This is a genomic window from Pseudomonas sp. Tav-5-1A, assembly GCF_055755055.1.
The window spans coordinates 1559908-1584020 of the sequence record NZ_CM146901.1; the positions used below are offsets into that span (position 1 = coordinate 1559908).

Here is a 24113-nt window from a genome sequence, read left to right on the forward strand (position 1 = left end):
TGTTTCAGGCTCATGGAACAGCGAGCGTGTCATACGCTTCCCAAGGTTTTACCCAAGGCTCTGCAAGCGACAGCGAGATGAGATAGCGCTCTTCACCAGGGTGTCGGACGTCGGCAAAACGCCCAACCACTAGCATGATTTGATACTGGTCACCTGCTTGCCAGTAGGTTTTGATCCCGTTACGGCTTTGCTGAATTCTCTCTCGCCAGGCAGCGGTACCAGCGATAGGTGGGAACTCATCGGGTCGGGTGGAAGTCCAGCCTGTTCGGCGCCACTGGTCCTGCAAGTCCAGCACCACCTTCAGGGTATCGTCGAGTAGGAGGGGTTCGATTTGTGGGGACATTCGCACGCTGTTAATCAAGCCTTTGTCGTAGATCACCGTAAAAAAACGGGCCAGAGGCGTTACAAATCCGTAGGTGGGGTCGATAAAGTTCAGGCGTGCGTCGGAGTCCGGGATGTTGAACCATATTTCTCCGGGGAGTGCAGGGGGGAAGTAGGCACTGGATCGCTGACGCATGTCCTCATAGGGTTCGCCGATGACTAACGCAATTTCGGGGTCGTCCGAAAAAGCATTGAACGTGAACAGGAACAGTATCGCGAAGGCAATCAATGCATGCCGCCACCCCAGAAGATGTAGCGTGCTCATGGTGCAACTGGCGCCGAATAACCTTCCCAAGGTTTCACGAAAGGCTTTGATACCGCCAGAGAGATGAGATAGCGCTCTTCATCCGGGCGCCTGCGGTCGGTAAATCTGCCGATATCCATGACGACCTGGTATCGATCTTCTGCCTGCCAATACGTAGTGATGCCTGTGCGTCTTTGTCTAAGGCGCTCTCGCCAGGCAGGCGTGTCGGCGATGGCTGGAAAATCCCCCGGCCGGGTGAGTGTCCACCCGGTTCGACGCCATTGGTCCTGTAAGTCCAAAGCAATTTTGAGGGTTTCGTCGAGTAGGAGTGGCTCTGTTTGAGGAGACATTCGCACACTGCCGATCAGCCCCTCGTCATACATGACAACAAAGAAACGGGCCAATGGCGTCTTAAACCCATAGTGGGGATCCATGAAGTTCAAGCGGGCGTCGGACTTGGGAATGCTGAACCAGCTATGGCCCGCAAACGCGGGTGCGATGGATGCGCTGGAACGTCGGCGCATATCCTCAAAAGGCTCGCCAATGACCAACGCTATTTCCGGGTCATCCGAAAGTACGTCTACCGTGATCAGAAAAGGTACTGCCAAAACAATCAATGCGTGCCGCCAGCCAAATTGGGTTATGCGGATCATGGTTCCACCCCTACCGAAGCGATAGTGCGCAGGGATTGTTCTATCTGATTGCGGCTGCTGCTATTGAGCAGATGATCGAACCTGGTAGCCGCGTTAAGCACGAACGGCATGCGCTGGTTGATATCCGACAGGTCGGCAAACGGGTTGCTGCCAAAGCTAATGGTGCGTCCATCGTCGATTCGTTGGCACTGGCTGGCTAGCGTTAGCTCAATCGCTTGCGCGGCGCCGGATGGGAATCCAATTACGAACGAGAGATGGTTGCTTCTTAACAGGCGCACAAATTGTGAGTTGCTATACATGACTGGTTGCAAGATATTGACCTGTTCATGTTTAGCGAGAGATTCGACGCTGTTCGCGATTTTCCCTGACTCCATTGCACGAAACGTTTCCAAAACCTCCGTGCGAACTCTGCCAAACTCCAATGTCTCCCGCTGAACCAGCCACAGCACCGGATGCTTCTTGTACAGTTCAACACGAACCGGCAAACACCCCTCCAACGCCCCCAACCCCCGCTCCCGATAAAAAAGATGCAGCGGATAAACATCCAGGAACAGCGTGGTATTCCCCATCGCCAGCATGTCGTACACATGCTGCAACTGCTGCTGCACCAGCGATAACGGCTCGCCCGTGCGCCGCAGGTCGATATTTGGCACCCGGTTGTTGTCACGGGCGGCTTGATGCTCGTGCCGGCTCTGCTTGAACGCGTCGACTTTCTCCTGCCGCTCCCGCTCGCTGCGGCTGCTGAACAGCCCGAAGAAGCCGCGCCGGGCGCTTTGCTCCAAGTGCTGGCGGGTGTCATGTTCAGCCTGGACCTTCTCGATGGACTCCGACGCGTGCAGCAGGCCGCAGCCCACCTGTTTGGAGGCGAAGGCCGCCAGGCCGGCCCACTGGAAGCGCGGGTCTTCACAATCCGCCCCGTGCTGGCGCAGGCCGGGCAGTCTACCTCGTCGCCTTCGCGGGCCATTGGCTGGTCATTGATGGTGCTGCGGCTGCAGCCCGAGGTCACGGTGCCGCCAGCGGTAGTCGTGGCACCCACGGTGATGTGGTAACGCTGCATGGCTGACGTGTCCTTGTTTTTGTGCAGGGACGGTCACGCTAGGGCAGAAGTCGGGAGGGAGAAAATCAGATGTTTCGCAGCGAAGCGTAGGAACGGTCTTGAAGTGAATGCTGTAGCCGCTGCCGGCGGGCAGCGGCTACAGAAAATCAGCCGATGGTGATGGCGGGCGGGCTTACCAGGTTTACGGTCTGCTCTTTGCGCGGGGCGAGGATCTCGGCTTCGCCGTCCACCACCATCTCGTCACGCTGGTTGTACACCTGGGTAGCAATGCGCACGCGGAATTTCGGCAGTTTTTCCAGGATTTCCAGGCGCACGGTCAGGGTGTCGCCAATTTTCACCGGCTTCTGGAAGCTCATTTTCTGGCCCAGGTAGATGGTGCCCGGCCCAGGCAGCTCGCAGGCCACGGCGGCGCTGATCAGCGCACCGCTGAACATGCCGTGGGCGATACGCTCCTTGAACATGGTGGCGGCGGCGAACTCGGCGTCCAGGTGCACCGGGTTGTGGTCGCCGGACATGGCGGCGAACAGCTGGATGTCACGCTCTTCGACGGTCTTGCTGAAGGTGGCTTTCTGGCCCACTTCGAGGGCTTCGTACGGGGTGTTGGTGACCTGGGTCATGGGTGACTGTTCCTTTTCGTCAGTAGTGCGGTTATTCGCTGCGGGCCGGGCGCTGGATGGCCAGGGCCCGCTGCAGCCAGGCGAGCAGGTCGGCGGTGACCTGCTCGCGGTTGAGTTCGTTGAGCACTTCATGGCGGGCGTCGGGGTAGAGCACAAGCTCCACCTGGCGGTTGCCGGTGCGCCCCAGTGCACGGGCCAGATCAGTGAGACGCTTGCCCTGGCTGACCGGATCACATGAACCGCCGATGATCAGCAGCGGTAGGCCGCGATCGATCTGCGCAAGACTGCCCGGCTGGCTGATTTGCGCCAGGCCTGCCAGCAGGTCGAGCCATAATTGATTGGTGCAGCGGAAGCCGCACAGCGGGTCGGCGATGTAGCGGTCGACCTCGGCCGGGTCGCGGCTCAGCCAGTCGAACGCGGTGCGGGTGGGCTTGAAGGCATTGTTGAACGAGCCGAACGACAGCCATTCGATCAGCGCGCTGCGCCCGCGCGGGCCCTGGCGCAGGCGTTCCAGGCGGGCCACCAGGCGCGCGGCACGGTAGAACAGCGCCGGCTGGTAGTTGGAGCCGCTGAGAATGGCGCCCTGCACGCTGGCGCTGTGGTGCAGCAGGTAGCCCTGCACCAGGTAGCTGCCCATGCTGTGGCCCAGCAGGAACAGCGGCGCGCCGGGGTGGGCCTGGCGAGCGTGGCGGGCCAGCACGGCCAGGTCGTCGAGCACGCGGTTCCAGCCGTTGGCGTCGGCGTAGTGGCCCAGCACGCCGCCTTCGGCGGTGTGGCCGTGGCCGCGCAGGTCCGGGGCGTACAGCGCCAGCCCGGCGGCTACCAGCGCCTGGCCCAGGCGCTGGTAGCGGCCGCCATGGTCGGCCATGCCGTGCACCAGCAGCACCACGGCCCTGGGCGGCGCCTCGGGCCGCCAGGCATGGACGTACAAACGGCAATCATCACTGGCTTCAAGCCAGAACGCCTCGGCGGGCATGGCGGTTCCTTGCGCGGTGCGGTGGGGACGAGCTCATTGTATAGCCCATGGCGCGAATCCAGCGCGGCGCAGCATTTAGATTCATGATGTTAATGACGGCACCTGGCGTGTTTGCCAGTGCTTGCTTAACTGCTAACGTCGGCAAAGCACCGGCCGCTGCGTACGGAATGGGCGGCCTGAATCGGCTCAGGCAAGAGGACAATAATAATGCAAGCTGAATTCTGGAACGATAAACGCCCCGCCGGGGTGCCCACCACGCTGGACCTGGGGGCGTACAAGTCGGTGGTCGAGGTGTTCGAGCGTTCCTGCCGCAAATTCGCCGACCGCCCGGCCTTCAGCAACCTGGGCGTGACCCTCACCTACGCGGAGCTTGAGCGCCATAGCGCGGAATTCGCCGCCTACCTGCAGCACGAGACGGACCTGGTGCCCGGCGACCGCATCGCCGTGCAACTGCCCAACGTGCTGCAATACCCCATCGTGGTGTTCGGCGCCTTGCGCGCGGGCCTGATCGTGGTCAACACCAACCCGCTGTACACCGCCCGGGAAATGCGCCACCAGTTCAAGGACTCCGGCGCCCGCGCGCTGGTGTACCTGAACATGTTCGGCAAGCTGGTGCAGGAAGTGCTGCCCGACACCGGCATCAGCTACCTGATCGAGGCGCGCATGGGCGACCTGATGCCCGCCGCCAAGGGCTGGCTGGTGAACACCCTGGTGGACAAGGTGAAGAAGAAGGTGCCTGCGTTCGACCTGCCCCAGGCCATCTCGCTCAAGCGCGCCCTCGGCCTGGGCCGCGGGCACACGCCGACGCCGGTGCCGCTGACCCTCGACAACATCGCCGTGCTGCAATACACCGGCGGCACCACCGGTCTGTCCAAGGGCGCGATGCTCACCCACGGCAACCTGGTGGCCAACATGCAGCAGGTGCTGTGCTGTTTCGAGCAGACCGACGAGCACGGTGTGAAGATCCTGCGCGAAGGCCAGGAGGTCATGATCGCGCCGCTGCCGCTGTACCATATCTATGCGTTCACGGCGAACTGCATGGGCATGATGGTCACCGGCAACCACAACGTGCTGATCAGCAACCCGCGCGACATCCCTGCGTTCATCAAGGAACTCAAGCAGTGGCAGTTCACCGCGCTGCTGGGCCTCAACACGCTGTTCGTGGCGCTGATGGAGCACCCCGGTTTCAAGGACCTGGACTTCTCCCACCTCAAGGTCACCAACTCCGGCGGCACGGCGCTGGTGAAGGCCACCGCCGACCGCTGGGAAAAGCTCACCGGCTGCCGCATCGTCGAGGGCTACGGCCTGACCGAGACCTCGCCGGTGGTCAGCACCAACCCCTATGGCGCCGCCGCGCGCCTGGGCACCGTGGGCCTGCCGGTGGTGGGCACGCAGTTGAAGATCATCGATGACCAGGGCAACGAACTGCCTGGCGGCGAGCGTGGCGAGCTGTGCGTGAAGGGCCCGCAGGTGATGAAGGGCTACTGGCAGCGCCCCGACGCCACCGCCGAGGCGCTGGACGCCGAGGGCTGGCTGCGCACCGGTGACATCGGCGTGATCGACCCCGACGGCTTCGTGCGCATCGTCGACCGCAAGAAGGACATGATCATCGTCTCGGGCTTCAACGTGTACCCCAACGAGATCGAGGACGTGGTGATGGCCCACCCCAAGGTGGCCAACTGCGCCTGCATCGGCATACCGGACGAGCGTTCGGGGGAGGCGGTGAAGCTGTTCGTGGTGCCGCGTGAAAGTGGCGTGAGCCTCGAGGAGCTGAAGGCCTACTGCAAGGCCAACTTCACCGGCTACAAGGTGCCCAAGCACATCGTGCTGCGCGAGTCGCTGCCGATGACGGCGGTGGGCAAGATCCTGCGGCGTGAGTTGCGGGATATTGCGTGAGGCATGACGCGGCCGGCGGCCGCTGCTACAGGGTTTTGTAGCAGCGGCCGCAGGCCGCGTCCCAGCACAATAGTATTTTTACTCTAAAAGTGACTACTGGAATTCATAGAGTCATTTCCGTGACCGGTCGGGCCAATTCGGCCTCTATGCGACCTTTTCCAAAGCTGCTACTCTCGGCGCGCTTTCGATCGATCGGTGCTTCACGTACCGTGATCACCTATCAATAATAATCGCATACGAAGCGGTGATGAATTCGCTGTGCTGGAGGAGTGGGCTTCCATGATCGAAAATTTCTGGAAGGATAAGTACCCAGCAGGTATTGCTGCGGACATCAATCCTGATGAGTACCCGAACATTCAGGCTGTATTGAAGCAGTCCTGCCAGCGCTTCGCCGACAAGCCGGCGTTCAGCAACCTGGGCAGGACGCTCACCTACGGTCAACTCTACGAACTGTCTGGCGCCTTCGCGGCGTACCTGCAACAGCATACCGACTTGCAGCCCGGTGATCGAATCGCCGTGCAGCTGCCCAACGTGCTGCAATACCCGGTGGTGGTGTTCGGTGCGATTCGCGCAGGCCTGATCGTGGTCAACACCAACCCGCTGTACACCGCACGGGAAATGGAACACCAGTTCAACGACTCCGGCGCCAAGGCCCTGGTGTGCCTGGCCAACATGGCCCACCTGGCGCAGCACGTGGTGCCCAAGACGTCGGTCAAGCACGTGATCGTCACCCAGGTCGGCGACCTGCTGCCGCCGGTCAAGCGCCTGCTGGTCAACAGCGTGATCAAGTACGTGAAGAAGATGGTGCCGGCCTATCACCTGCCCACCGCCGTCAAATTCAACGACGTGCTCGCCAAGGGCCACGGCCAGCCCGTGCGCGAAGCCAACCCCAACGCCGAAGACGTCGCCGTGCTGCAGTACACCGGTGGCACCACCGGCGTGGCCAAGGGCGCGATGCTCACCCACCGCAACCTGATCGCCAACATGATGCAGTGCAAGGCGCTGATGGCCTCCAACCTCAACGAAGGGTGCGAGATCCTCATCACGCCGTTGCCGCTGTACCACATCTACGCCTTCACCTTCCATTGCATGGCGATGATGCTGATCGGCAACCACAACATCCTGATCAGCAACCCGCGCGACCTGCCGGCCATGGTCAAGGAACTGTCGAAGTGGAAGTTCAGCGGCTTCGTTGGCCTGAACACCCTGTTCGTGGCGCTGTGCAACAACGCCGACTTCCGCAACCTCGACTTCTCGGCCTTGAAGGTCACCCTGTCGGGCGGCATGGCCCTGCAACTGGCCGCTGCCGACCGCTGGAAAAGCGTGACCGGCTGCGCCATCTGCGAAGGCTACGGCATGACCGAGACCAGCCCGGTGGCGTCGGTGAACCCGATCCAGAACATCCAGGTGGGCACTATCGGCATTCCGGTGCCGTCCACCCGCTGCAAGGTCACCGATGACAGCGGCCGCGAACTGGCCCTGGGCGAAGTGGGCGAGCTGTGCGTGAAGGGCCCGCAGGTGATGAAGGGCTACTGGCAGCGCCAGGACGCCACCGACGAGATCCTCGACGCCGACGGCTGGCTGAAGACTGGCGACATTGCGGTGATCCAGGACGACGGCTACATGCGCATCGTCGACCGCAAGAAGGACATGATTCTGGTGTCCGGCTTCAACGTCTACCCCAACGAGCTGGAAGACGTGCTGGTGACCCTGCCGGGCGTGCTGCAGTGCGCGGCCATCGGCGTGCCGGACGAGAAGTCCGGCGAGGCCATCAAGATGTTCATCGTCGCCAAGCCGGGCGTGACGCTGACCAAGGACCAGGTGATGGAGCACATGCGCGCCAACGTCACCGGCTACAAGGTGCCGCGCTCGGTGGAGTTCCGCGACGGCCTGCCGACCACCAACGTCGGCAAGATCCTGCGCCGTGAACTGCGTGACGAGGAACTGAAGAAGCTGGGCCTGAAAAAGATCGCCTAACCCTGTAGCCGCTGCCGCAGGCTGCGCTGGCCCTTACGTACGCTGGAGATTTCCGGCGAGGCATAGGGCCAGCGCAGCCTGGCGGCAGCGGCTACAGGCGTTTTTCAGCGCAGTTTTTCCAACATCCCGTAGTACCACATCCCCACCGCCAGCAACGGGTTGCCCAGCACATCGCCCATGGGCACCTTGATGTGCTGGCAGCCGGCAAAGGTGTCGAACTGCCCCAGGGTGCCGGTCATGGCGTTGGCCATGATCTCGCCCATGATGTGGCTGGTGGCGATGCCATGCCCCGAATAGCCCTGGCAGTACCAGACGTTGTCCGACAGCTTGCCCAGTTGCGGGATGCGGTTGACCACGATGCCCATGGCGCAACTCCACTCGAATTCGATGTCCACGCCCTGCAGGCGCGGGAAGGTGCGCTCGATGCATGGGCGCAGCTCGGCGGCGATGTCGCGCGAGTCCTTGCCGGAATAGTTGGCGCCGCCACCGAACAGCAGGCGGCCGTCGGCGGTCATGCGGTAGTAGTCCAGCACGAAGCGGCAGTCGTACACTGCCAGGTCCTGGGGGTTGAGCTGGCGCGCCAGTTCACCCAGCGGGCGAGTGGTGACGATGCCGCCCATGGCCGGGAAGATCTTGCCCTTGAGCTTGCCCGGTTCCAGCTTGTGGTAAACGTCACCGGCCAGCAGCACCTGCCTGGCTTCTATGCGGCCGTTGGCGGTAACCACGGCGGGGCGCGGGCCATGGACAATGTCCAGCACCTCACTGTGCTCGAACAGCAGCGCCCCCAGCGACTGCGCCGCGCGGGCCTCGCCCAGGCACAGGTTGAGCGGGTGCAGGTGCATGTTGCGGGTGTTCTTCAGGGCGCCCAGGTACAGCGGGCTGTCCAGATGCTGGCGCACGCCGGCCTGGTCCAGCAGCGTCACCTGGTCGCCCATGCCACGGGCCTGGGCTTCCTCCAGCGAGGCGCGCAGTTCGGTGAGGTGCGACGGCTTCATGGCCGCGTGCAGGTGGCCGTGCTTGAGGTCGCACTCAATGCCGTATTTCGCCACCCGCTGCTGGATGATCTGGTGCCCGCGCCAGCGCAGGTGCCAGATGAAATCATCCACCTCGGCGCCCAGCTTGCCGCGCATCTGCTTGCGCATGGCCTCGTCGCCGGAAAGGCTGCCGGTGACCTGGCCACCGTTGCGCCCGCTGGCGCCCCAGCCGATCTTGTGGGTGTCCAGTAGGGCGACCTTCAGGCCTTTTTCCGCCAGCTCCACGGCGGTGGCCACGCCGGTGAAGCCGCCGCCGATGATGGCCACGTCGACGCTGTGGGTGCCCTGGAGCACCGGGAAGTCGGTTTCCTGGTTGAGGGTGGCGGTGTAGTAGGAGTTGATGCGTTGAGTCATGGGTAAGCGCTCTTTATGTGGGAGCTGGCTTGCCAGCGAGCTTTCGGTCCGCAAAAGCTCGCTGGCAAGCCAGCTCCCACATTTGATTTTTGATGAGGGGTTACGCGTTGGTCAGGTACCAGCGCCAATCCTGTTCGCCTACCTCGGCCATGAACTGCCGGTACTCGGCGCGCTTGACCGCCAGGTACACCTTGAGGAACCCATCGCCCAAGGCCTCGCGGGCCCATTCGGAACGCTCCAGGGCAGTCAGCGAGGTCAGCCAGTCAGTGGGCAGGAAGTGCGTAGCCTGCGCATAGCCGTTGCCCTGCACCGGCGCGCCAGGGTCGCGCTGCTGGCGAATGCCGTCGTGAATGGCCGCCAGGATGGCCGCCGCGGCCAGGTACGGGTTGGCGTCGGCGCCGCAGATGCGGTGCTCGATGTGCCGGGTGTTGGCTGGCCCGCCCGGCACGCGCAGGCTGACGGTGCGGTTGTCGACGCCCCAGGTGGGCGCCAGGGGCGCGTAGCTGTTGGCCTGGAAGCGCCGGTAGGAATTGGCATTGGGGCAGAACAGCAGCAGGCTGTCGAGCAGGTGGGCAAGCATGCCGCCCACCGACTGGCGCAGCAGCGGCGTGCCGGCCTTGTCCTCGCTGGCGTAGAGGTTGCGGCCGTCGGCGTCGGCCAGGCTGACGTGCATGTGCATGCCGGTGCCGGCCAGGTCATCGAAGGGCTTGGCCATGAAGCAGGCCTGCATGCCGTGCTGGTGCGCCACGCCCTTGACGATGCGTTTGTAGCGCACCGCCTGGTCCATGGCCAACAGCGCGTCGCCGTGCTCCAGGGTGATCTCCACCTGGCCGGGGGCGTATTCGGAAATCGCCGTGCGCGCCGGAATGCCCTGCTGCTTGCAGGCGGCGTACAGGTCGGCGAGGAACGGCTCGATCTGCTCCAGTTCGCGCAGGCCGTACACCTGGGTGCTGCGCGGGCGGGCGCCGTCGGCGTCCAGCGCCGGTTGCGGGCGGCCGTTGGCGTCGCGCTTGGCATCGAGCAGGTAGAACTCCAGCTCGCAGGCCATCACCGGGTGCAAGCCGTCGGCCTTCAAGGCATCGATCACCTTGACCAGCACATGGCGCGGGTCGGCCACGGTGGCGGGCAGGCCCTCGGTGGGGTGCATGCTGACCTGCACCGCCGCGGTCGGAATCTTGCGCCACGGCAGCGGCACCAGGCTGCCTTCCAGCGGGTAGGCGCGGCAGTCGATGTCGCCCACGTCCCACACCAGGCCGGAGTTTTCCACATCATCGCCGTTCAGGGTCAGGCCCAGGATGGTGCTGGGCAGCGGCCGGCCGCTCTGGTACACGGCCAGCAGTTCATCGCGGTGCAGCAGCTTGCCGCGTGGCACGCCGTTGGCGTCGAGGATGAACAGTTCGAACATTTCAATAAGCGGGTGTTGGTCCAGGAACGCCTGGGCCTGTTGCAGGGGGGCAAAATGCATGGGTGGGCTCTCGCTTGCGCACACGTGAACGGCCCGTCGCGGTGACGGGAGTACAAGGTTGGTCAGGCAGCGAGGGCGGCGTCCGGCGGGCGTGCGTGGCGGCAGTGCCACAGGGCCCAGAAGGCCAGGATCACGTTGAACAGCGGGTTCTCCCCGGGGCGCAGGCAGACGCTACGGCGCGGGGTGCGCGGTTCGGTGCTGGCGGGGGGAAGCGGGGTGGCGTTCATGGTGCCTGGATGGTTGCATGGTGGTCCCGGGCGGTTAAATCGGGATTGTCGTACCTTCAGTACGGCTGGCGCTAAACAATGTAGCCGCTGCCGACAGGCTGCGCTGGCCATCGTGCCCACGGAAGATCTGCAGCGAACGCCAGGGCCAGCGCAGCCTGGCGGCAGCGGCTACGGATTCGCGGTGGGATTAGGAATGAAGGGGCCAAATCTGCGACAATCCCGCCCATTCTTTTTGCCGCGTAGCCATTTGCGTACCTGATGACCGACCACAATCCCGTTATCGACACACTGTTCAAGAACCTCGACCAGGCCATGATCGGCGATCGCCATCGCCTGCGTCGGCAATTGCACGAGCTGCGCAAGAAGCCCGACGAGGTCAAGCTGGGGCAGTGGGTCGAGCGGGCACAGGCGTCCATGGCCCAGGTCACCGCGCGCCGGCAGAGCGTGCCGACCATTCGCTACGACGACAGCCTGCCGATTGCCGCCAAGCGCGACGAGATCAAGAAGATCCTCGCCGAGCACCAGGTGCTGATCATCGCCGGCGAGACCGGCTCGGGCAAAACCACCCAGCTGCCCAAGATCTGCCTGGAGCTGGGCCGCGGCCAGCACGGCCTGATCGCCCATACTCAGCCCCGGCGGATCGCCGCCCGTAGCGTGGCCACCCGCGTGGCCGAGGAACTGGCCACGCCGCTGGGCGCGCTGGTGGGCTACCAGGTGCGGTTCGAGGACCAGAGCGACGCCAATACCCTGGTCAAGCTGATGACCGACGGCATCCTGCTGGCCGAGACCCAGCACGACCGCTTCCTGGAACGCTACGACACCATCATCGTCGACGAAGCCCACGAACGCAGCCTGAACATCGACTTCCTGCTGGGCTACCTGAAGACCCTGCTGCCGCGCCGCCCGGACCTGAAGGTGATCATCACCTCGGCGACCATTGACCTGGAGCGCTTCTCCAAGCACTTCGACGACGCGCCGATCATCGAAGTGTCGGGCCGCACCTACCCGGTGGACACCTGGTACCGGCCGCTGACCAGCGAGCAGGACGAGGAGGGCAACAGCGTCGAGGACGACCTCACCGTCGACCAGGCGATCATCGCCACCCTGGATGAAATTGCCGCGTTCGAGCGCAGCGAAGGCAAGCGCCCGGGCGACGTGCTGGTGTTCCTGCCGGGCGAGCGCGAGATTCGCGACGCCGCGGAAATGCTGCGCAAGGCCCAGCTCAAGCACACCGAGATTTTGCCGCTGTACGCGCGCCTGTCGCCGGCCGAGCAGCAGAAGATCTTCCAGAGCCACCCGGGCCGCCGCGTGGTGCTGGCGACCAACGTCGCCGAGACCTCGCTGACCGTGCCGGGCATTCGCTACGTGATCGACAGCGGCACCGCGCGCATCAGCCGCTACAGCTACCGCGCCAAGGTGCAGCGCCTGCCCATCGAGGCGGTGTCCCAGGCCAGCGCCAACCAGCGCAAGGGCCGCTGCGGGCGGGTGGAGCCGGGCATCTGCATTCGCTTGTACAGCGAAGAGGATTTCATCGCCCGCCCCGAATTCACCGACCCCGAGATCCTGCGCACCAACCTTGCCGCGGTGATTTTGCAGATGCTGCACCTGCGCCTGGGCGAGATCGACCAGTTCCCGTTCATCGAGCCGCCGGATGGCAAGGCCATCACCGACGGCTTCAACCTGCTGCAGGAGCTGTCGGCGGTCAACCGCGAGAACCAGCTCACGCCGATTGGCCGCCAGCTGGCGCGCCTGCCGGTGGACCCGCGCATGGGCCGCATGCTGCTGGAAGCCGCCAAGCAGGGCAGCCTGCAGGAAGTGCTGATCATCGCCAGTGCGCTGTCGGTGCAGGACGTGCGCGAGCGCCCGCCCGAGCGCCAGCAAGCCGCCGACCAGGCCCACGCGCAGTGGAAAGACGCCGATTCCGACTTCGCCGCCCTGGTCAACCTGTGGCGCGGCTTCGAAGAGCAGCGCCAGGCACTGACCGCCAGCCCGCTGCGCAACTGGTGCCGCAAGAACTTCCTCAACTACCTGCGCCTGCGCGAATGGCGCGATGCGCACCGGCAGTTGAGCCTGATCTGCCGCGACCTGCAGTTGACCATCAACAAGGAACCGGCCGACTACCCGAAATTCCACAAGGCGATTCTCTCCGGCCTGCTCAGCCAGATCGGCCAGAAGACCGAGGAAGGCGACTACCTGGGCGCCCGCCAGCGGCGTTTCTGGATTCACCCCTCGTCGGGCATCGGCAAGAAGCGCCCGCAGTGGCTGATGACTGCCGAGCTGATGGAAACCACCAAGCTGTACGCGCGCATGGTGGCCAAGATCGACGCCGACTGGATCGAGCCGCTGGCAGGCCACCTGATCAAGAAGAACCACTTCGAGCCCCATTGGGAGAAGAAGCGCGGCCAGGTGGTGGCGTACGAGCAGATCACCCTGTTCGGCCTCATCGTGGTCGGCCGCCGCCCCGTGCACTACGGGCCGGTGGACCCGGTGGTGTCGCGCGAGCTGTTTATCCGCGAAGGCCTGGTGCGTGGCGAGATCCAGTCGCGGGCCAAGTGCCTGGTGGCCAACCGCGAGCTGCTCGAGCAGCTGGACGCCCTGGAAGCCAAGGCGCGGCGCCGCGATATCCTCGCCGACGAGGAAACCCTGTACGCTTTCTATGACGCGCGGGTGCCGGCCGAGATCCACCAGACGGCGACCTTCGACCACTGGTACAAGACCGAGAGCCAGAAGAACCCGAAGCTGCTGATCATGCGCGAGGAAGACGTGCTGGCCCGCGAGGCCAGCGAAGTCACCGCCGGCCAGTACCCGGACACCCTGCGCCTGGGCGACCTGACCCTGGCCCTGAGCTACCACTTCGAGCCCAACCACCCCCGCGACGGTGTCACCGTGAGCGTGCCGGCGCCGTTGTTGCCGGCGCTGCCCAACGAGCGCCTGGAGTGGCTGGTGCCCGGCCTGCTGGAAGCCAAGTGCATCGCCCTGGTGCGTAACCTGCCCAAGGCCATCCGCAAGAACTTCGTGCCGGTGCCGGACTTTGTCCGCGCGGCGCTGGCGCGCATCACCTTCGGCGACGGCTCGCTGCCCCAGGCGCTGGGCCGCGAGCTGCTGCGCATGACCGGCGCGCGGGTCAGCGACGAGGCCTGGGCCGAGGCCGAGCAGCAGGTGGACAGCCACCTGCGCATGAACATCGAAGTGCTGGACGGCCAGGGCAAGTTCCTTGGCGAAGGCCGCGACCTGGCCGAACTGACCGCGCGCTTCGTGCAGGCCAGCCAGGCCGCCCTGGCGGCGCCGCAGTCGGCCAAGAGCCAGCAGCCCGTGGAGGCCAAGGCCTTCGCGGCCGTGGCCGAGACCACCCAGCAGAAGATCGCCGGGCTGTCGATGACCGTGTACCCGGCGCTGGTGGAAGAGAATGGCACCGTCAAGGAAGGCCGCTTCTCCACCGCCGCCGAAGCCGAATTCCAGCACCGCCGCGCGCTGCAGCGCTTGCTGTTGCAGCAATTGGCCGAGCCGGCCAAGTTCCTGCGTGGCAAGCTGCCGGGCCAGACCGAGCTGGGCCTGCTCTATCGCGAGCTGGGGCGCATCGAGGCGCTGGTGGAAGACATCCTGCTGGCCAGTCTCGATACCTGCATCCTTGAAGGCGAAGCCAGCCTGCCGCGCGACGGCGCTGGCCTGGCGGCGCTGGCGGAGCGCAAGCGCGGTGCCTGGGCCGAGCACGCCGAACGCCTGGCGCGCCAGACCCTGGACATCCTCAAGCTGTGGCATGGCCTGCAGAAGCGCTTCAAGGGCAAGATCGACCTGGCCCAGGCCGTGGCGCTCAACGACATCAAGGCGCAAATGAGCCACCTGGTGTACCCCGGCTTCGTCCGGCAGACGCCGTCGGCCTGGCTCAAGGAGCTGCCGCGCTACCTCAAGGCCGTGGAAATGCGCCTGGAGAAGCTGGGCAGCCAGGTGCAGAAGGACCGCGTGTGGAGCATCGAGCTGGGCAACGTCTGGGCCCAGTACCAGGCGCGCCAGGCCAAGCATGCCCAGGAAGGCAAGCGCGACCCGGAGCTGGAGCTGTACCGCTGGCTGATCGAGGAATACCGCGTGTCGCTGTTCGCCCAGCAGCTGGGCACTAAAGTGCCGATCTCCGACAAGCGCCTGAGCAAACAGTGGAGCCAGGTAGAGGCCTGAAGCCAGGAGTGCCCTTTATCGTGAAAAGGGCACTTTTTCGGCAAATCTGGCACAATTGCCCATCGATTCGCCCGCGAAGCCAGGGTTGCCTGACCCCCTTCGCGCCCGTGGCAATACTTTTTGTAAATTGGTACTACAGTGCCATATTGACTGCGACTCACTCTGCCGCTGCCCCGCACCGGCTACCAATAATAGAGGAACGAGCGTGCATAACGTCGTCATCAGCGGCACCGGCCTGTACACACCGGCCGACAGCATCTCCAACGAAGAGCTGGTGCAGTCCTTCAACACCTGGGCGCACCAGTTCAACGCCGACAACGCCGCCGCCATCGAGCGTGGCGAGCTGGCCGCGCAGACCGAGTCCAGCGCCGCCTTCATCGAGAAGGCCTCGGGCATCAAGAGCCGCTTCGTCATGGACAAGGCCGGCATCCTCGACCCGCAGCGCATGAAGCCACGCCTGCCGGAGCGTTCCAACGACGAGCAGTCGATCCTCTGCCAGATGGCCGTGGCCGCGGCCGAACAGGCGCTGCAACGCGCCGGCAAGACCGCCGCCGACATCGACGCGGTGATCGTTGCCTGCTCCAACCTGCAGCGCGCCTACCCGGCCGTGGCCATCGAAGTGCAGCAGGCGCTGGGCGTGCAGGGCTTCGGTTTCGACATGAACGTGGCCTGCTCCTCGGCGACCTTCGGCATCCAGACGGCCTACAACAGCGTGGCCCTGGGCCAGGCCCGCGCGGTGCTGGTGGTCAGCCCGGAGATCTGCACCGGCCACCTGAACTTCCGTGACCGCGACAGCCACTTCATCTTTGGCGACGCCGCCACCGCGGTGGTGGTCGAGCGTGCCGACCTGGCCACCTCGCCGCACCAGTTCGAGGTGGTCAGCACCAAGCTGCTGACCCAGTTCTCCAACAACATCCGCAACAACTTCGGCTTCCTCAACCGCGCGGCGGAGGAGGGCATCGGTGCGCCAGACAAGCTGTTCGTGCAGGAAGGCCGCAAGGTGTTCCGCGAGGTGTGCCCGATGGTGGCCGAGCTGATCGGCCAGCACCTGGGCGAGAACCGCATCGACGTCAACGACGTCAAGCGCTTCTGGCTGCACCAGGCCAACCTGAGCATGAACCACCTGATCGTCAAGAAGCTGCTGGGCCGCGAGGCCACTGAAGAAGAGGCGCCAGTGATCCTCGACACCTACGCCAACACCAGCTCGGCGGGCTCGGTGATCGCCTTCCACAAGCACCAGGACGACCTGGGCAAGGGCTCGCTGGCGGTACTCAGCTCGTTTGGCGCCGGCTATTCCATCGGCAGCGTGATCCTGCGCAAGCTGTAACCCCTGCCGCTCGACCAAAACGCCACCGCAACGGTGGCGTTTTCATTTCTGTGGGAGCTGGCTTGCCAGCGAGTTTTTCGGGCGTCCCAAAAACTCGCTGGCAAGCCAGCTCCCACCGATTATGAAGGTGTCTTCATCTTCTGGGACAAATAGGCCGCCTGGAACCCCCGGTTTTACGTTTCAACATTAACTAATCTTCATTTCAAAAAGTTCCGCTGTCATCAAATCTTAATAAACGAGCCACCTCGCTGAAATATCCGCTGGTCAAGATGCCCTCCCATAAAGCTTGCCGGACTTGCGCCCGCATACCAGGCAGCGCCGCTGAAAAAACTTAAAAAAGCAGTACTCAAAGGAGTAAATCAATGAACAAGTCCACCGTGGCCCTGACCATGGCTCTGGGTATCATGGCGCAGCAGGCTATGGCCGAAGGCTTTCTTGAAGACAGCAAGGCGACCCTGAAGCTGCGTAACTTCTACATCAACAACGACAACCGCGACTCGGGCACCGCCAAGAACGCCAACTACCAGTCCGAGTGGGGCCAAGGCTTCCAGCTGGACTTCCAGTCCGGCTACACCGCCGGCACCGTGGGCTTCGGCCTGGACGCCATTGGCCTGCTGGGCATCCGCCTGGACTCCGGCGCCGGTCGCCACGGCAACCCCACCGGTGCGCTGGACGGCGGCAACGTGTTCCCCAGCGACGGTGACCACGCCGTTGACGATTTCTCCAGCCTGGGCCTGACCGCCAAGGCCAAGATCTCCAAGACCGAGCTGAAACTGGGTACCCTGCTGCCCAAGCTGCCTGTCATCCAGTACAACGACAGCCGCCTGGTGCCACAAACCTTCCAGGGTGGCCAGATCACCTCCGGCGACATCAAGGACCTGACCCTGGTGGCCGGTCAGATCGAGAAGGTCAAGGACCGTAACTCGAGCAACAACGAAGACCTGTCCATCGGCGGCGCCAATGGCAGCGGCAACAGCAACACCGGCGGTCGCAGCAACAAGTTCATCTACGCCGGTGGCGACTACAAGATCACCAAGGACCTGCTGTTCCAGTACTACTACGGCAACCTGGATGACTTCTACAAGCAGCACTTCCTGGGCCTGGTACACAACTGGTCGATCGGCCCGGGCGTGTTGAAGTCGGACTTCCGCTACTTCAACAGCCGCGACGACGGCAAGGACGCCAACGACCCAACCTACTACAGCTCGGGCAACTACCTGGGCCAGGCCAGCGGCAAGGGCAAGGTCGACAACAACCTGTACAGTGCGCTGTTCCTCTACACCGTGGCCGGCCACACCTTTGGCGGCGGCTACCAGGTCAGCAACGGCGACAGCGACTTCCCGTGGCTGAACCAGGGCAACGGTTCGTCCAACTACACCATCACCGACGCCCAGATCCAGAAGTTCGGCCGTGCCGGCGAGCGCACCTGGCAGGCGCGCTACTCGTATGACTTCGCCGCGATCGGCTTCCCGGGCGCGACCGCTGGCGTGACCTACCTGCGTGGCAGCGACATCGACACCGTGACGGCGACTGGCGGCGTTGCAGGCAACAACCGCACCGAGTGGGAACGCGACATCACCCTGGCCTACGTGGTACCCGAAGGCACCTTCAAGGGCCTGGGCTTCACCTGGAAAAACGGCATGTGGCGCAACGACATCCCGGGCCAGCGCGACCAGGACGAGAACCGCGTGATCCTGAGCTACTCGATCCCGCTGTTGTAATTCGCTGAATGTGTAACCGCTTTTTCCTCATCCGTTAAAGCTCTCTCTTGCCCCGCCCAGTGCGGGGCTTTTTTTTTGCAGCCGATACCCTGAACGAGGCCGTGCGCATTGCGGTCGGCGTTCGAACTGTTACTTCTGACAGTTGTGCGTCTCCTCCCGACTACGTTCTGATGAATCACGCGTTTTATTAACCCCCCACGCGTGCGGATGGGAGAGAGTCATGAACAATGCAATAACAGCGGCAGAGTTTGATCCAGGCTTCGGCATCGACGGATTCGTACGGCCAGGCTCGCCAGGCGAAGACAACATGGGAATGACCACTGCTGCCTTGCCCGATGGGCGAATGTATGTGGCCTTCCATTCCGGCGAGAACTACACCCTCGCACGCTTGACTGAAATGGGTAGGCTGGATACTACCTTCGGAGACCAAGGGGTTATCGAGGGCCGATTCCCCCGGGACAGGAATACCGTCAACTCCCGGTCCTCGGTGTTCCAGATTATCGACCTGCCGGGCAAGGTCTTGGTGGTTGGGGAGGTTTACCTGTATTACGGCGACGACCTCGATATCTTTCCTGCCATGGCCCGCTACACAGACACCGGCGTGCTCGATAACAGTTTCTGTGAAGATGGCTTCAGGGTGTTCAAGCAAGCCGTGCTTCAGGTGTTCTGCACCACGGGGAGGCCGTCCAAAGGCCAGCTGGCTCTAGAAGACAGTGCGGCCAGGGAGCTACCTTACCGGAGCTTTGGGGGAGGGGATTGCCTGCGGGTCGGCCGAAGACTCTTTGCCCTGCTGAACGGGAAAATCCAGCACGATGACGGTGTCTTATTTGAATCGGGTGGGGTGCTTGCATTTGACGTGGAGGGTGATGTCGACAGGGAGTTTGGCAGTGATGGAATCGCCTTGCTGAAGCCGATTACATTCGAGTCCTCGGTGCTGTCGGCTTGTGCCTCCGAGACCGGCCTGTATTTTGGAGGGGTTCGCTATACACCGGACTTTACATACGTGGAGAGTTTTGTAGCCCGGATGTCTCCGGCAGGCGTGATCGACCAGCATTTTGGCACGGGCGGTTTCGCGCTCCTTGGTCGACGACTTTCTCCCCTGGGTCTATTTTTTGCCAGTGAACAGGCCTTGATTGCGGTGGAGACGGCTGCGCAGGTGTGCCTTCGCCTGGATGACGGTGCATTTGACCCGCAATTCAATGACGGAAAGCGTCTGGAGGTCAGTTTTGCAGGACTTCCAATTTACGGCCGTCGGGGCATTGCGCTGGATGACGGCTACCTGACGGTCGGACGCTACGATAAAGGCGGCGCGCAACTGGTGATCGAAAAATACCAACTCGATGGTACGCGCGATACCTCATTCGGCCAGGCCGGCGTGAAGTTCGCATCGACCGATCGAATGAGCGACTGCGCGGTTGTCGGGCGTTCAATCAGCCTTGATAAGGCCGGCCGGGCGGTAGTGGCAGGGTTCCATGGTGGCCGCGCCGCAATGGTGCCCGTATTTGCTCGGTTGCTGCTCTAACACTCGCCATTGCAGCCCGGTTCCGTGGGAACGGGCTGCCGGTTACGTTGCGGATATGGCATTCTTGCCCCTTCCAACGAGGGGATTGCCATGCCATTGCACGTCGCGCACAGCCTGGGCGAAGTCGCCGCCAGCGACTGGGACGCCTTGCTGCCCATCGACCAGCCATTCCTGCGCCACGCTTTCCTCAGCGCCCTGGAAGACAGCGGCAGCCTGGGCAAGCAGTCCGGCTGGCGTCCCGAACACCTGCTGCACATCGAGGACGGCACGCTGGTCGCGGCCATGCCCGCCTACCGCAAATGGCACTCCTACGGTGAATACGTGTTCGACCACGGCTGGGCCGACGCCTGCCGCCGCGCCGGCATCGACTATTACCCCAAGCTGCTGTGCGCCGTGCCCTTCAGCCCGGTGGCCGGGCCGCGCCTGCTGGGCAGCGGCCAGGCGTTGCTCCAGGCGTTGCCGGGGTATGTGGAGGTGGAAGCGCTGTCTGGCGCCCACATCAACTTCACCGACCCGGCGCTGGATGCGCTGATCGCCGACCAGCCCGGCTGGCTGGAGCGCCTGGGCTGCCAGTACCACTGGCACAACCGCGGCTACCGCGACTTCCAGGACTTCCTCGACGTCCTGGCCTCGCGCAAGCGCAAGCAGATGCGCAAGGAACGCGAGCAGGTGGCCGGGCAGGGATTCGAGTTCGACTGGCGCGAGGGCAATGGCCTCACCGAAGCCGAGTGGGACTTCGTCTACGCCTGCTACGCCAACACTTACGCAGTGCGGCGCCAGGCCCCTTACCTGACGCGCACCTTCTTCAGCCTGCTGGCCGAACGCATGCCCGAGTCAATCCGCGTGGTCTTCGCCCGCCAGGCCGGCAGGGCGGTGGCCATGGCCTTCAGCCTGGTGGGCGGCGACACCTTGTACGGCCGCTACTGGGGCTGCCTGGCCGAGTTCGACCGCCTGCACTTCGAGACCTGCTTTTACCAGGGCATGGACTACGCCATCGCCCATGGCTTCCAGCGCTTCGACGCCGGGGCGCAGGGTGAGCACAAGCTGATTCGCGGGTTCGAGCCGGTGATTACCCGGTCGTGGCATTACCTCAGCCATCCGGGGCTAAAGAACGCAGTAGCGGAGTTCCTCCACGAAGAGCGCGCCGGGGTCAGGGCATACGCCGAAGAGGCGCGGGCGGCGCTACCCTATCGCCAGCCAGACACCCCGTAGCAGCCGCCGAAGGCGGCGTCCCACCTCAATCGATCCCTACGAACCCACCCGTCTGGTGGTGCCACAACCGCGCATACAACCCCTGGTGCGCCAACAGCTCCTTGTGGCTGCCCAGCTCGACGATGCGGCCTTTCTCCAGCACCACCAACCGGTCCATCTTGGCGATGGTGGACAGGCGGTGGGCGATGGCGATCACGGTCTTGCCCTGCATCAGGGTTTCCAGGCTTTCCTGGATCGCCGCTTCCACTTCCGAGTCCAGCGCCGAGGTGGCTTCGTCCATGATCAGGATGGGCGCGTTTTTCAGCAGCACCCGGGCGATGGCGATGCGCTGGCGTTGGCCGCCGGACAGCTTCACGCCGCGCTCGCCCACGTGGGCGTCCAGGCCGGTGCGGCCCTGGGCGTCGGACAGGTGCGGGATGAATTCGTCGGCGCGAGCTTTGACCACGGCGTCCCACAGCTGCGCTTCGCTGGCGCCGGGGCGGCCGTACAGCAGGTTGTCGCGGATGGAACGGTGCAGCAGCGAGGTGTCCTGGGTGATCATGCCGATCTGCGCACGCAGGCTTTCCTGGCTGACGTGGGCAATGTCCTGGCCGTCGATGAGAATGCGCCCGCCGGGCAGGTCGTAGAGGCGCAGCAGCAGGTTGACCAGGGTGGACTTGCCCGCGCCGGAGGGGCCGATCAGGCCGATCTTCTCGCCGGGGCGGATGTCCAGGGTCAGGCTCTCGATGATCTTGCTGCCCTTGCCGTAGTGGAAGTCGACGTTGTCGAAACGCACGGCGCCGCGGTCCACCTTCAGCTTGGGCGCGTTCTTGGCGTCGGTGACGCTGACCGGCTGGGCGATGGTCTGCAGGCCGTCCTGGACCATGCCGATGTTCTCGAAGATGCCGTTGACCACCCACATGATCCAGCCGGACATGTTGACGATGCGAATCACCAGGCCGGTGGCCAGGGCGATGGCGCCCACCGAGATCAGCGACTGGGTCCACAGCCACAGGGCCAGGCCCGTGGTGCCGACGATCAGCAGGCCGTTGAGGGTGGTGATGGCCACGTCCATGCTGGTGATGACGCGGCTGGCCAGCTGGGATTTTTCCGTTTGCTCGCTGATGGCTTCGCGGGCGTAGCGCTGTTCCATGTTGGTGTGGGCGAACAACTTCAGGGTGGCGATGTTGGTGTAGCCGTCGACGATGCGGCCCATCAGCTTGGAGCCGGCATCGGAGGAGATCACCGAGCGCTCCTTCACCCGCGGCACGAAGTAGTAGAGGGCAACGATGTAGGCAAGGATCCAGCTGATCAGCGGGATCATCAGGCGCCAGTCCGCCTCGGCGAACAGGATCAACGAGCTGATGGCGTAGATCAGCACGTGCCAGAGCGCGTCCACCGCCTGCACCGCCGAGTCACGCAGGGCGTTGCCGGTCTGCATGATGCGCTGGGCGATGCGCCCGGCGAAGTCGTTCTGGAAGAAATTCAGGCTCTGCTTGAGCACGTAGTTGTGGTTCTGCCAGCGGATCATGCTGGTCATGCCGGGGCTGATGGTCTGGTGCACCAGCAGGTCGTGCAGGCCCACGAAAATCGGCCGCAGCACCAGGGCCACCACGGCCATCCACGTCAGTTCCAGGCCGTGGTCAGTAAAGAAGTGCACGTTGGGCGTGCCCTGGGCCAGGTCGATGATGCGGCTGAGGTAGCTGAACAACGCCACCTCGATCAGCGCACCCACCAGCCCCACCACCAGCAGGGCGGCGAAGCTGGGCCAGACCTGGCGCAGGTAGTACACGTAGAAGGCCAGCACCCGGGTGGGTGGCGACTCGGTGGGCGCCTCACGGAAGATATCGATCCATTTTTCGAAACGGCGGTAAAGCATGGGGCGAAAGCTCCTGTGCTGGGCCTGGCCTTCGGGCCAGGCCGTCAGTCGACGCGCTTGGCCGACTTGATCAGAATGGGGTCGGCAGGCACGTCTTGCATGCCACCCTTGCTGGTGGTCTGCACGTGGACGATCTGGTCGACCACGTCCATGCCGCTGACCACCTTGCCGAACACGGCGTAGCCGAAGTCGCGGTTGCCGTGGTCGAGCATGGCGTTGTCGTTGACGTTGATGAAGAACTGGCTGGTGGCCGAGTCAACCACGCTGGTGCGCGCCATCGACAGGGTGCCACGCACGTTCTTCAGGCCGTTCTCGGCTTCGTTCTTGATCGGGTCGCGGGTTTCCTTCTCGGCCATCTGCGGGGTGAAGCCGCCGCCCTGCACCATGAAGCCGGGGATCACGCGGTGGAAGATGGTGTTGTTGTAGAAGCCGCTGTCCACGTAGGCCAGGAAGTTCTTGCTGCTGATGGGGGCCTTGACCATGTCCAGTTCGATTTCCACCTTGCCGAAGCTGGTGTCCATCAGCACGTGGGGGTGCTGGGCGTCGGCGGCCATCAGCTGGCTGGCGAACATCAGGGAGCAGGCGGCGAGGGCGATTTTTTTCAGCATGGGACTCGTTGATCCTTGGGGGTGGAGGACACTGTGGCGAGGAAGTCCTTGAGTGTCCGGTTGAATAATTCGGGTTGGTCCAGGGGCGTAGCGTGCCGCGAATTGGCGATGACCGCCAGTTTTGCGTTGGGCATCAGCTTGATGTACTGCTCCTTGAGCGCCACCGGGGTGTAGTCGCGGTCGGCGCTGATGATCAAGGTGGGACAGCGGATCTGCCCGATGCGTTCCTGCACGCCCCAGCCAACGATGGCGTTGAAGCTGGCGATATAGGCGCGCTTGTCGTTGTGGGCCCAGCGCTCGCTGATTTTGCGCCGCAGCTCGGCCTGTTCGGGCAGCGGGAAGAGTTTCCCGCCCAGGCCCTTGCCGATGGCGCCCATGCTCACCAGGTGCATCAGGCCCCAGCGCTTGAACCACTGCCAGTAGTCGTCGGGCTTGCGCAGCTTGACCTCGGGCGCGGCGTTGACGATGGTCAGGCTCTTGAGCAGGGCGGGGTAGTCGACGGCCATCTGGAAGCCGGTCATGCCGCCCATGGACAGGCCCACGTAGTGCACCGGGCCGGTGCCCAGGCGCTCCAGCAGCGCCGCCAGGTCGGCGGCGAAACCTTCGATGCTGTAGCGTTCATGGGGCTTGTCGGAGCGGCCGTGGCCGCGCAGGTCCACCACGATGACGCGGTAGTGGGGCGCCAGCTCGGGCACCTGGTATTCCCAGTCCGGGGCGCTGGAACCCAGGCCGTGGACCAGCAGCAGGGGTTCGCCCTGGCCGTATTCTTCGTAGTGCAGTGCGCAACCGTCGTGTTCGAAAAAGGCCATGGGCG

The 24113-nt window shown here is 63.9% G+C and carries 18 protein-coding genes and 1 pseudogene; 7 read left to right on the forward strand and 12 right to left on the reverse strand.

What is annotated here, in order from left to right; translation table 11 throughout:
- Window positions 1–10: 10 nt before the first annotated feature.
- From AC0J42_RS07020 to AC0J42_RS07045, 6 genes and pseudogenes are all read right to left on the reverse strand, one after another.
- A complete protein-coding gene (locus AC0J42_RS07020; RefSeq protein WP_473005621.1) occupies window positions 11–646 on the reverse strand; it encodes a hypothetical protein in 636 nt (211 codons plus the stop codon).
- Window positions 643–1278: a hypothetical protein gene (locus AC0J42_RS07025; protein ID WP_473005622.1), complete on the reverse strand. Its 636-nt coding sequence runs from the start codon at window positions 1276–1278 to the stop codon at window positions 643–645. The genes AC0J42_RS07020 and AC0J42_RS07025 overlap by 4 nt, the downstream gene beginning before the upstream one ends.
- Entirely contained in the window at window positions 1275–2216 is a 942-nt protein-coding gene (locus AC0J42_RS07030) for a DUF2515 family protein (protein ID WP_473006819.1), read from the reverse strand. Before AC0J42_RS07030 ends, AC0J42_RS07025 begins: the two co-directional genes overlap by 4 nt.
- Window positions 2217–2236: 20 nt before the next feature.
- Window positions 2237–2335 (reverse strand): annotated as a pseudogene (locus AC0J42_RS07035) (hypothetical protein); the annotation flags it as partial.
- Between the two features lie 146 nt (window positions 2336–2481).
- Complete coding sequence (locus tag AC0J42_RS07040) at window positions 2482–2952, reverse strand: MaoC family dehydratase (protein ID WP_416422909.1); 471 nt, start codon at window positions 2950–2952, stop codon at window positions 2482–2484.
- Between the two features lie 31 nt (window positions 2953–2983).
- Entirely contained in the window at window positions 2984–3928 is a 945-nt protein-coding gene (locus tag AC0J42_RS07045; RefSeq protein ID WP_416422910.1) for an alpha/beta hydrolase, read from the reverse strand.
- Between the two features lie 207 nt (window positions 3929–4135).
- Between AC0J42_RS07045 and fadD2 the strand changes: the two genes are divergently transcribed.
- The gene (fadD2, locus tag AC0J42_RS07050) at window positions 4136–5824 is read left to right on the forward strand and encodes a long-chain-fatty-acid--CoA ligase FadD2 (protein WP_416422911.1); all 1689 of its coding nucleotides are present in this window, start codon (window positions 4136–4138) and stop codon (window positions 5822–5824) included.
- A 279-nt stretch (window positions 5825–6103) separates the two neighbouring features.
- Window positions 6104–7801 (forward strand): long-chain-fatty-acid--CoA ligase FadD1, encoded by a 1698-nt coding sequence (gene fadD1, locus AC0J42_RS07055; RefSeq protein ID WP_473005623.1) that lies wholly within the window; start codon window positions 6104–6106, stop codon window positions 7799–7801.
- 104 nt (window positions 7802–7905) lie between these two features.
- Here the strand turns inward: fadD1 and AC0J42_RS07060 are convergent, their stop codons facing one another.
- The 3 genes from AC0J42_RS07060 to AC0J42_RS07070 form a co-directional block, all read right to left on the reverse strand.
- Window positions 7906–9189, reverse strand: a complete 1284-nt coding sequence (locus tag AC0J42_RS07060) for an NAD(P)/FAD-dependent oxidoreductase (protein WP_473005624.1) — start codon at window positions 9187–9189, stop codon at window positions 7906–7908.
- 100 nt (window positions 9190–9289) lie between these two features.
- On the reverse strand, window positions 9290–10654 hold the full coding sequence (locus AC0J42_RS07065) for a glutamine synthetase family protein (RefSeq protein ID WP_473005625.1): 1365 nt from the start codon (window positions 10652–10654) through the stop codon (window positions 9290–9292).
- Window positions 10655–10716: 62 nt separating this feature from the next.
- Window positions 10717–10881: a hypothetical protein gene (locus tag AC0J42_RS07070; protein ID WP_416422915.1), complete on the reverse strand. Its 165-nt coding sequence runs from the start codon at window positions 10879–10881 to the stop codon at window positions 10717–10719.
- Window positions 10882–11139: 258 nt separating this feature from the next.
- Here AC0J42_RS07070 and hrpA point away from each other — a divergent pair, with 258 nt between their 5' ends.
- From hrpA to AC0J42_RS07095, 5 genes are all read left to right on the forward strand, one after another.
- Window positions 11140–15051 (forward strand): ATP-dependent RNA helicase HrpA, encoded by a 3912-nt coding sequence (gene hrpA, locus AC0J42_RS07075; protein ID WP_473005626.1) that lies wholly within the window; start codon window positions 11140–11142, stop codon window positions 15049–15051.
- Window positions 15052–15256: 205 nt separating this feature from the next.
- Entirely contained in the window at window positions 15257–16378 is a 1122-nt protein-coding gene (locus tag AC0J42_RS07080) for a beta-ketoacyl-ACP synthase III (protein WP_416422917.1), read from the forward strand.
- A gap of 362 nt (window positions 16379–16740) precedes the next feature.
- Entirely contained in the window at window positions 16741–18099 is a 1359-nt protein-coding gene (locus AC0J42_RS07085) for an OprD family porin (protein WP_416422918.1), read from the forward strand.
- A gap of 220 nt (window positions 18100–18319) precedes the next feature.
- Window positions 18320–19621 carry a hypothetical protein gene (locus AC0J42_RS07090; RefSeq protein ID WP_473005627.1) on the forward strand — a complete coding sequence of 434 codons (1302 nt, stop codon included), beginning with the start codon at window positions 18320–18322 and terminating at the stop codon, window positions 19619–19621.
- 90 nt (window positions 19622–19711) lie between these two features.
- The gene (locus AC0J42_RS07095) at window positions 19712–20833 is read left to right on the forward strand and encodes a GNAT family N-acetyltransferase (protein WP_473005628.1); all 1122 of its coding nucleotides are present in this window, start codon (window positions 19712–19714) and stop codon (window positions 20831–20833) included.
- Between the two features lie 25 nt (window positions 20834–20858).
- Here AC0J42_RS07095 and AC0J42_RS07100 read toward each other — a convergent pair whose 3' ends face one another.
- Genes AC0J42_RS07100 through AC0J42_RS07110 form a run of 3 tightly spaced genes read right to left on the reverse strand, consistent with a single transcriptional unit; the run spans window position 20859 to window position 24108 of the window.
- Entirely contained in the window at window positions 20859–22691 is a 1833-nt protein-coding gene (locus tag AC0J42_RS07100; RefSeq protein ID WP_473005629.1) for an ABC transporter ATP-binding protein, read from the reverse strand.
- Window positions 22692–22735: 44 nt separating this feature from the next.
- Window positions 22736–23299 carry a peptidylprolyl isomerase gene (locus AC0J42_RS07105; RefSeq protein WP_473005630.1) on the reverse strand — a complete coding sequence of 188 codons (564 nt, stop codon included), beginning with the start codon at window positions 23297–23299 and terminating at the stop codon, window positions 22736–22738.
- On the reverse strand, window positions 23293–24108 hold the full coding sequence (locus tag AC0J42_RS07110; protein ID WP_416422922.1) for an alpha/beta fold hydrolase: 816 nt from the start codon (window positions 24106–24108) through the stop codon (window positions 23293–23295). Before AC0J42_RS07110 ends, AC0J42_RS07105 begins: the two co-directional genes overlap by 7 nt.
- Window positions 24109–24113: the final 5 nt, after the last annotated feature.

Bases quoted from the DNA above. Each gene is read 5' to 3' on its own strand.
- AC0J42_RS07100 (WP_473005629.1), bottom strand. From the start codon at position 22,691: ATGCTTTACCGCCGTTTCGAAAAATGGATCGATATCTTCCGTGAGGCG.
- fadD2 (WP_416422911.1), top strand. From the start codon at position 4,136: ATGCAAGCTGAATTCTGGAACGATAAACGCCCCGCCGGGGTGCCCACC.
- AC0J42_RS07090 (WP_473005627.1), top strand. From the start codon at position 18,320: ATGAACAATGCAATAACAGCGGCAGAGTTTGATCCAGGCTTCGGCATC.
- AC0J42_RS07085 (WP_416422918.1), top strand. From the start codon at position 16,741: ATGAACAAGTCCACCGTGGCCCTGACCATGGCTCTGGGTATCATGGCG.
- AC0J42_RS07020 (WP_473005621.1), bottom strand. From the start codon at position 646: ATGAGCACGCTACATCTTCTGGGGTGGCGGCATGCATTGATTGCCTTC.
- AC0J42_RS07065 (WP_473005625.1), bottom strand. From the start codon at position 10,654: ATGCATTTTGCCCCCCTGCAACAGGCCCAGGCGTTCCTGGACCAACAC.
- fadD1 (WP_473005623.1), top strand. From the start codon at position 6,104: ATGATCGAAAATTTCTGGAAGGATAAGTACCCAGCAGGTATTGCTGCG.
- AC0J42_RS07110 (WP_416422922.1), bottom strand. From the start codon at position 24,108: ATGGCCTTTTTCGAACACGACGGTTGCGCACTGCACTACGAAGAATAC.
- AC0J42_RS07095 (WP_473005628.1), top strand. From the start codon at position 19,712: ATGCCATTGCACGTCGCGCACAGCCTGGGCGAAGTCGCCGCCAGCGAC.
- AC0J42_RS07070 (WP_416422915.1), bottom strand. From the start codon at position 10,881: ATGAACGCCACCCCGCTTCCCCCCGCCAGCACCGAACCGCGCACCCCG.
- AC0J42_RS07060 (WP_473005624.1), bottom strand. From the start codon at position 9,189: ATGACTCAACGCATCAACTCCTACTACACCGCCACCCTCAACCAGGAA.
- AC0J42_RS07025 (WP_473005622.1), bottom strand. From the start codon at position 1,278: ATGATCCGCATAACCCAATTTGGCTGGCGGCACGCATTGATTGTTTTG.
- AC0J42_RS07105 (WP_473005630.1), bottom strand. From the start codon at position 23,299: ATGCTGAAAAAAATCGCCCTCGCCGCCTGCTCCCTGATGTTCGCCAGC.
- hrpA (WP_473005626.1), top strand. From the start codon at position 11,140: ATGACCGACCACAATCCCGTTATCGACACACTGTTCAAGAACCTCGAC.
- AC0J42_RS07045 (WP_416422910.1), bottom strand. From the start codon at position 3,928: ATGCCCGCCGAGGCGTTCTGGCTTGAAGCCAGTGATGATTGCCGTTTG.
- AC0J42_RS07040 (WP_416422909.1), bottom strand. From the start codon at position 2,952: ATGACCCAGGTCACCAACACCCCGTACGAAGCCCTCGAAGTGGGCCAG.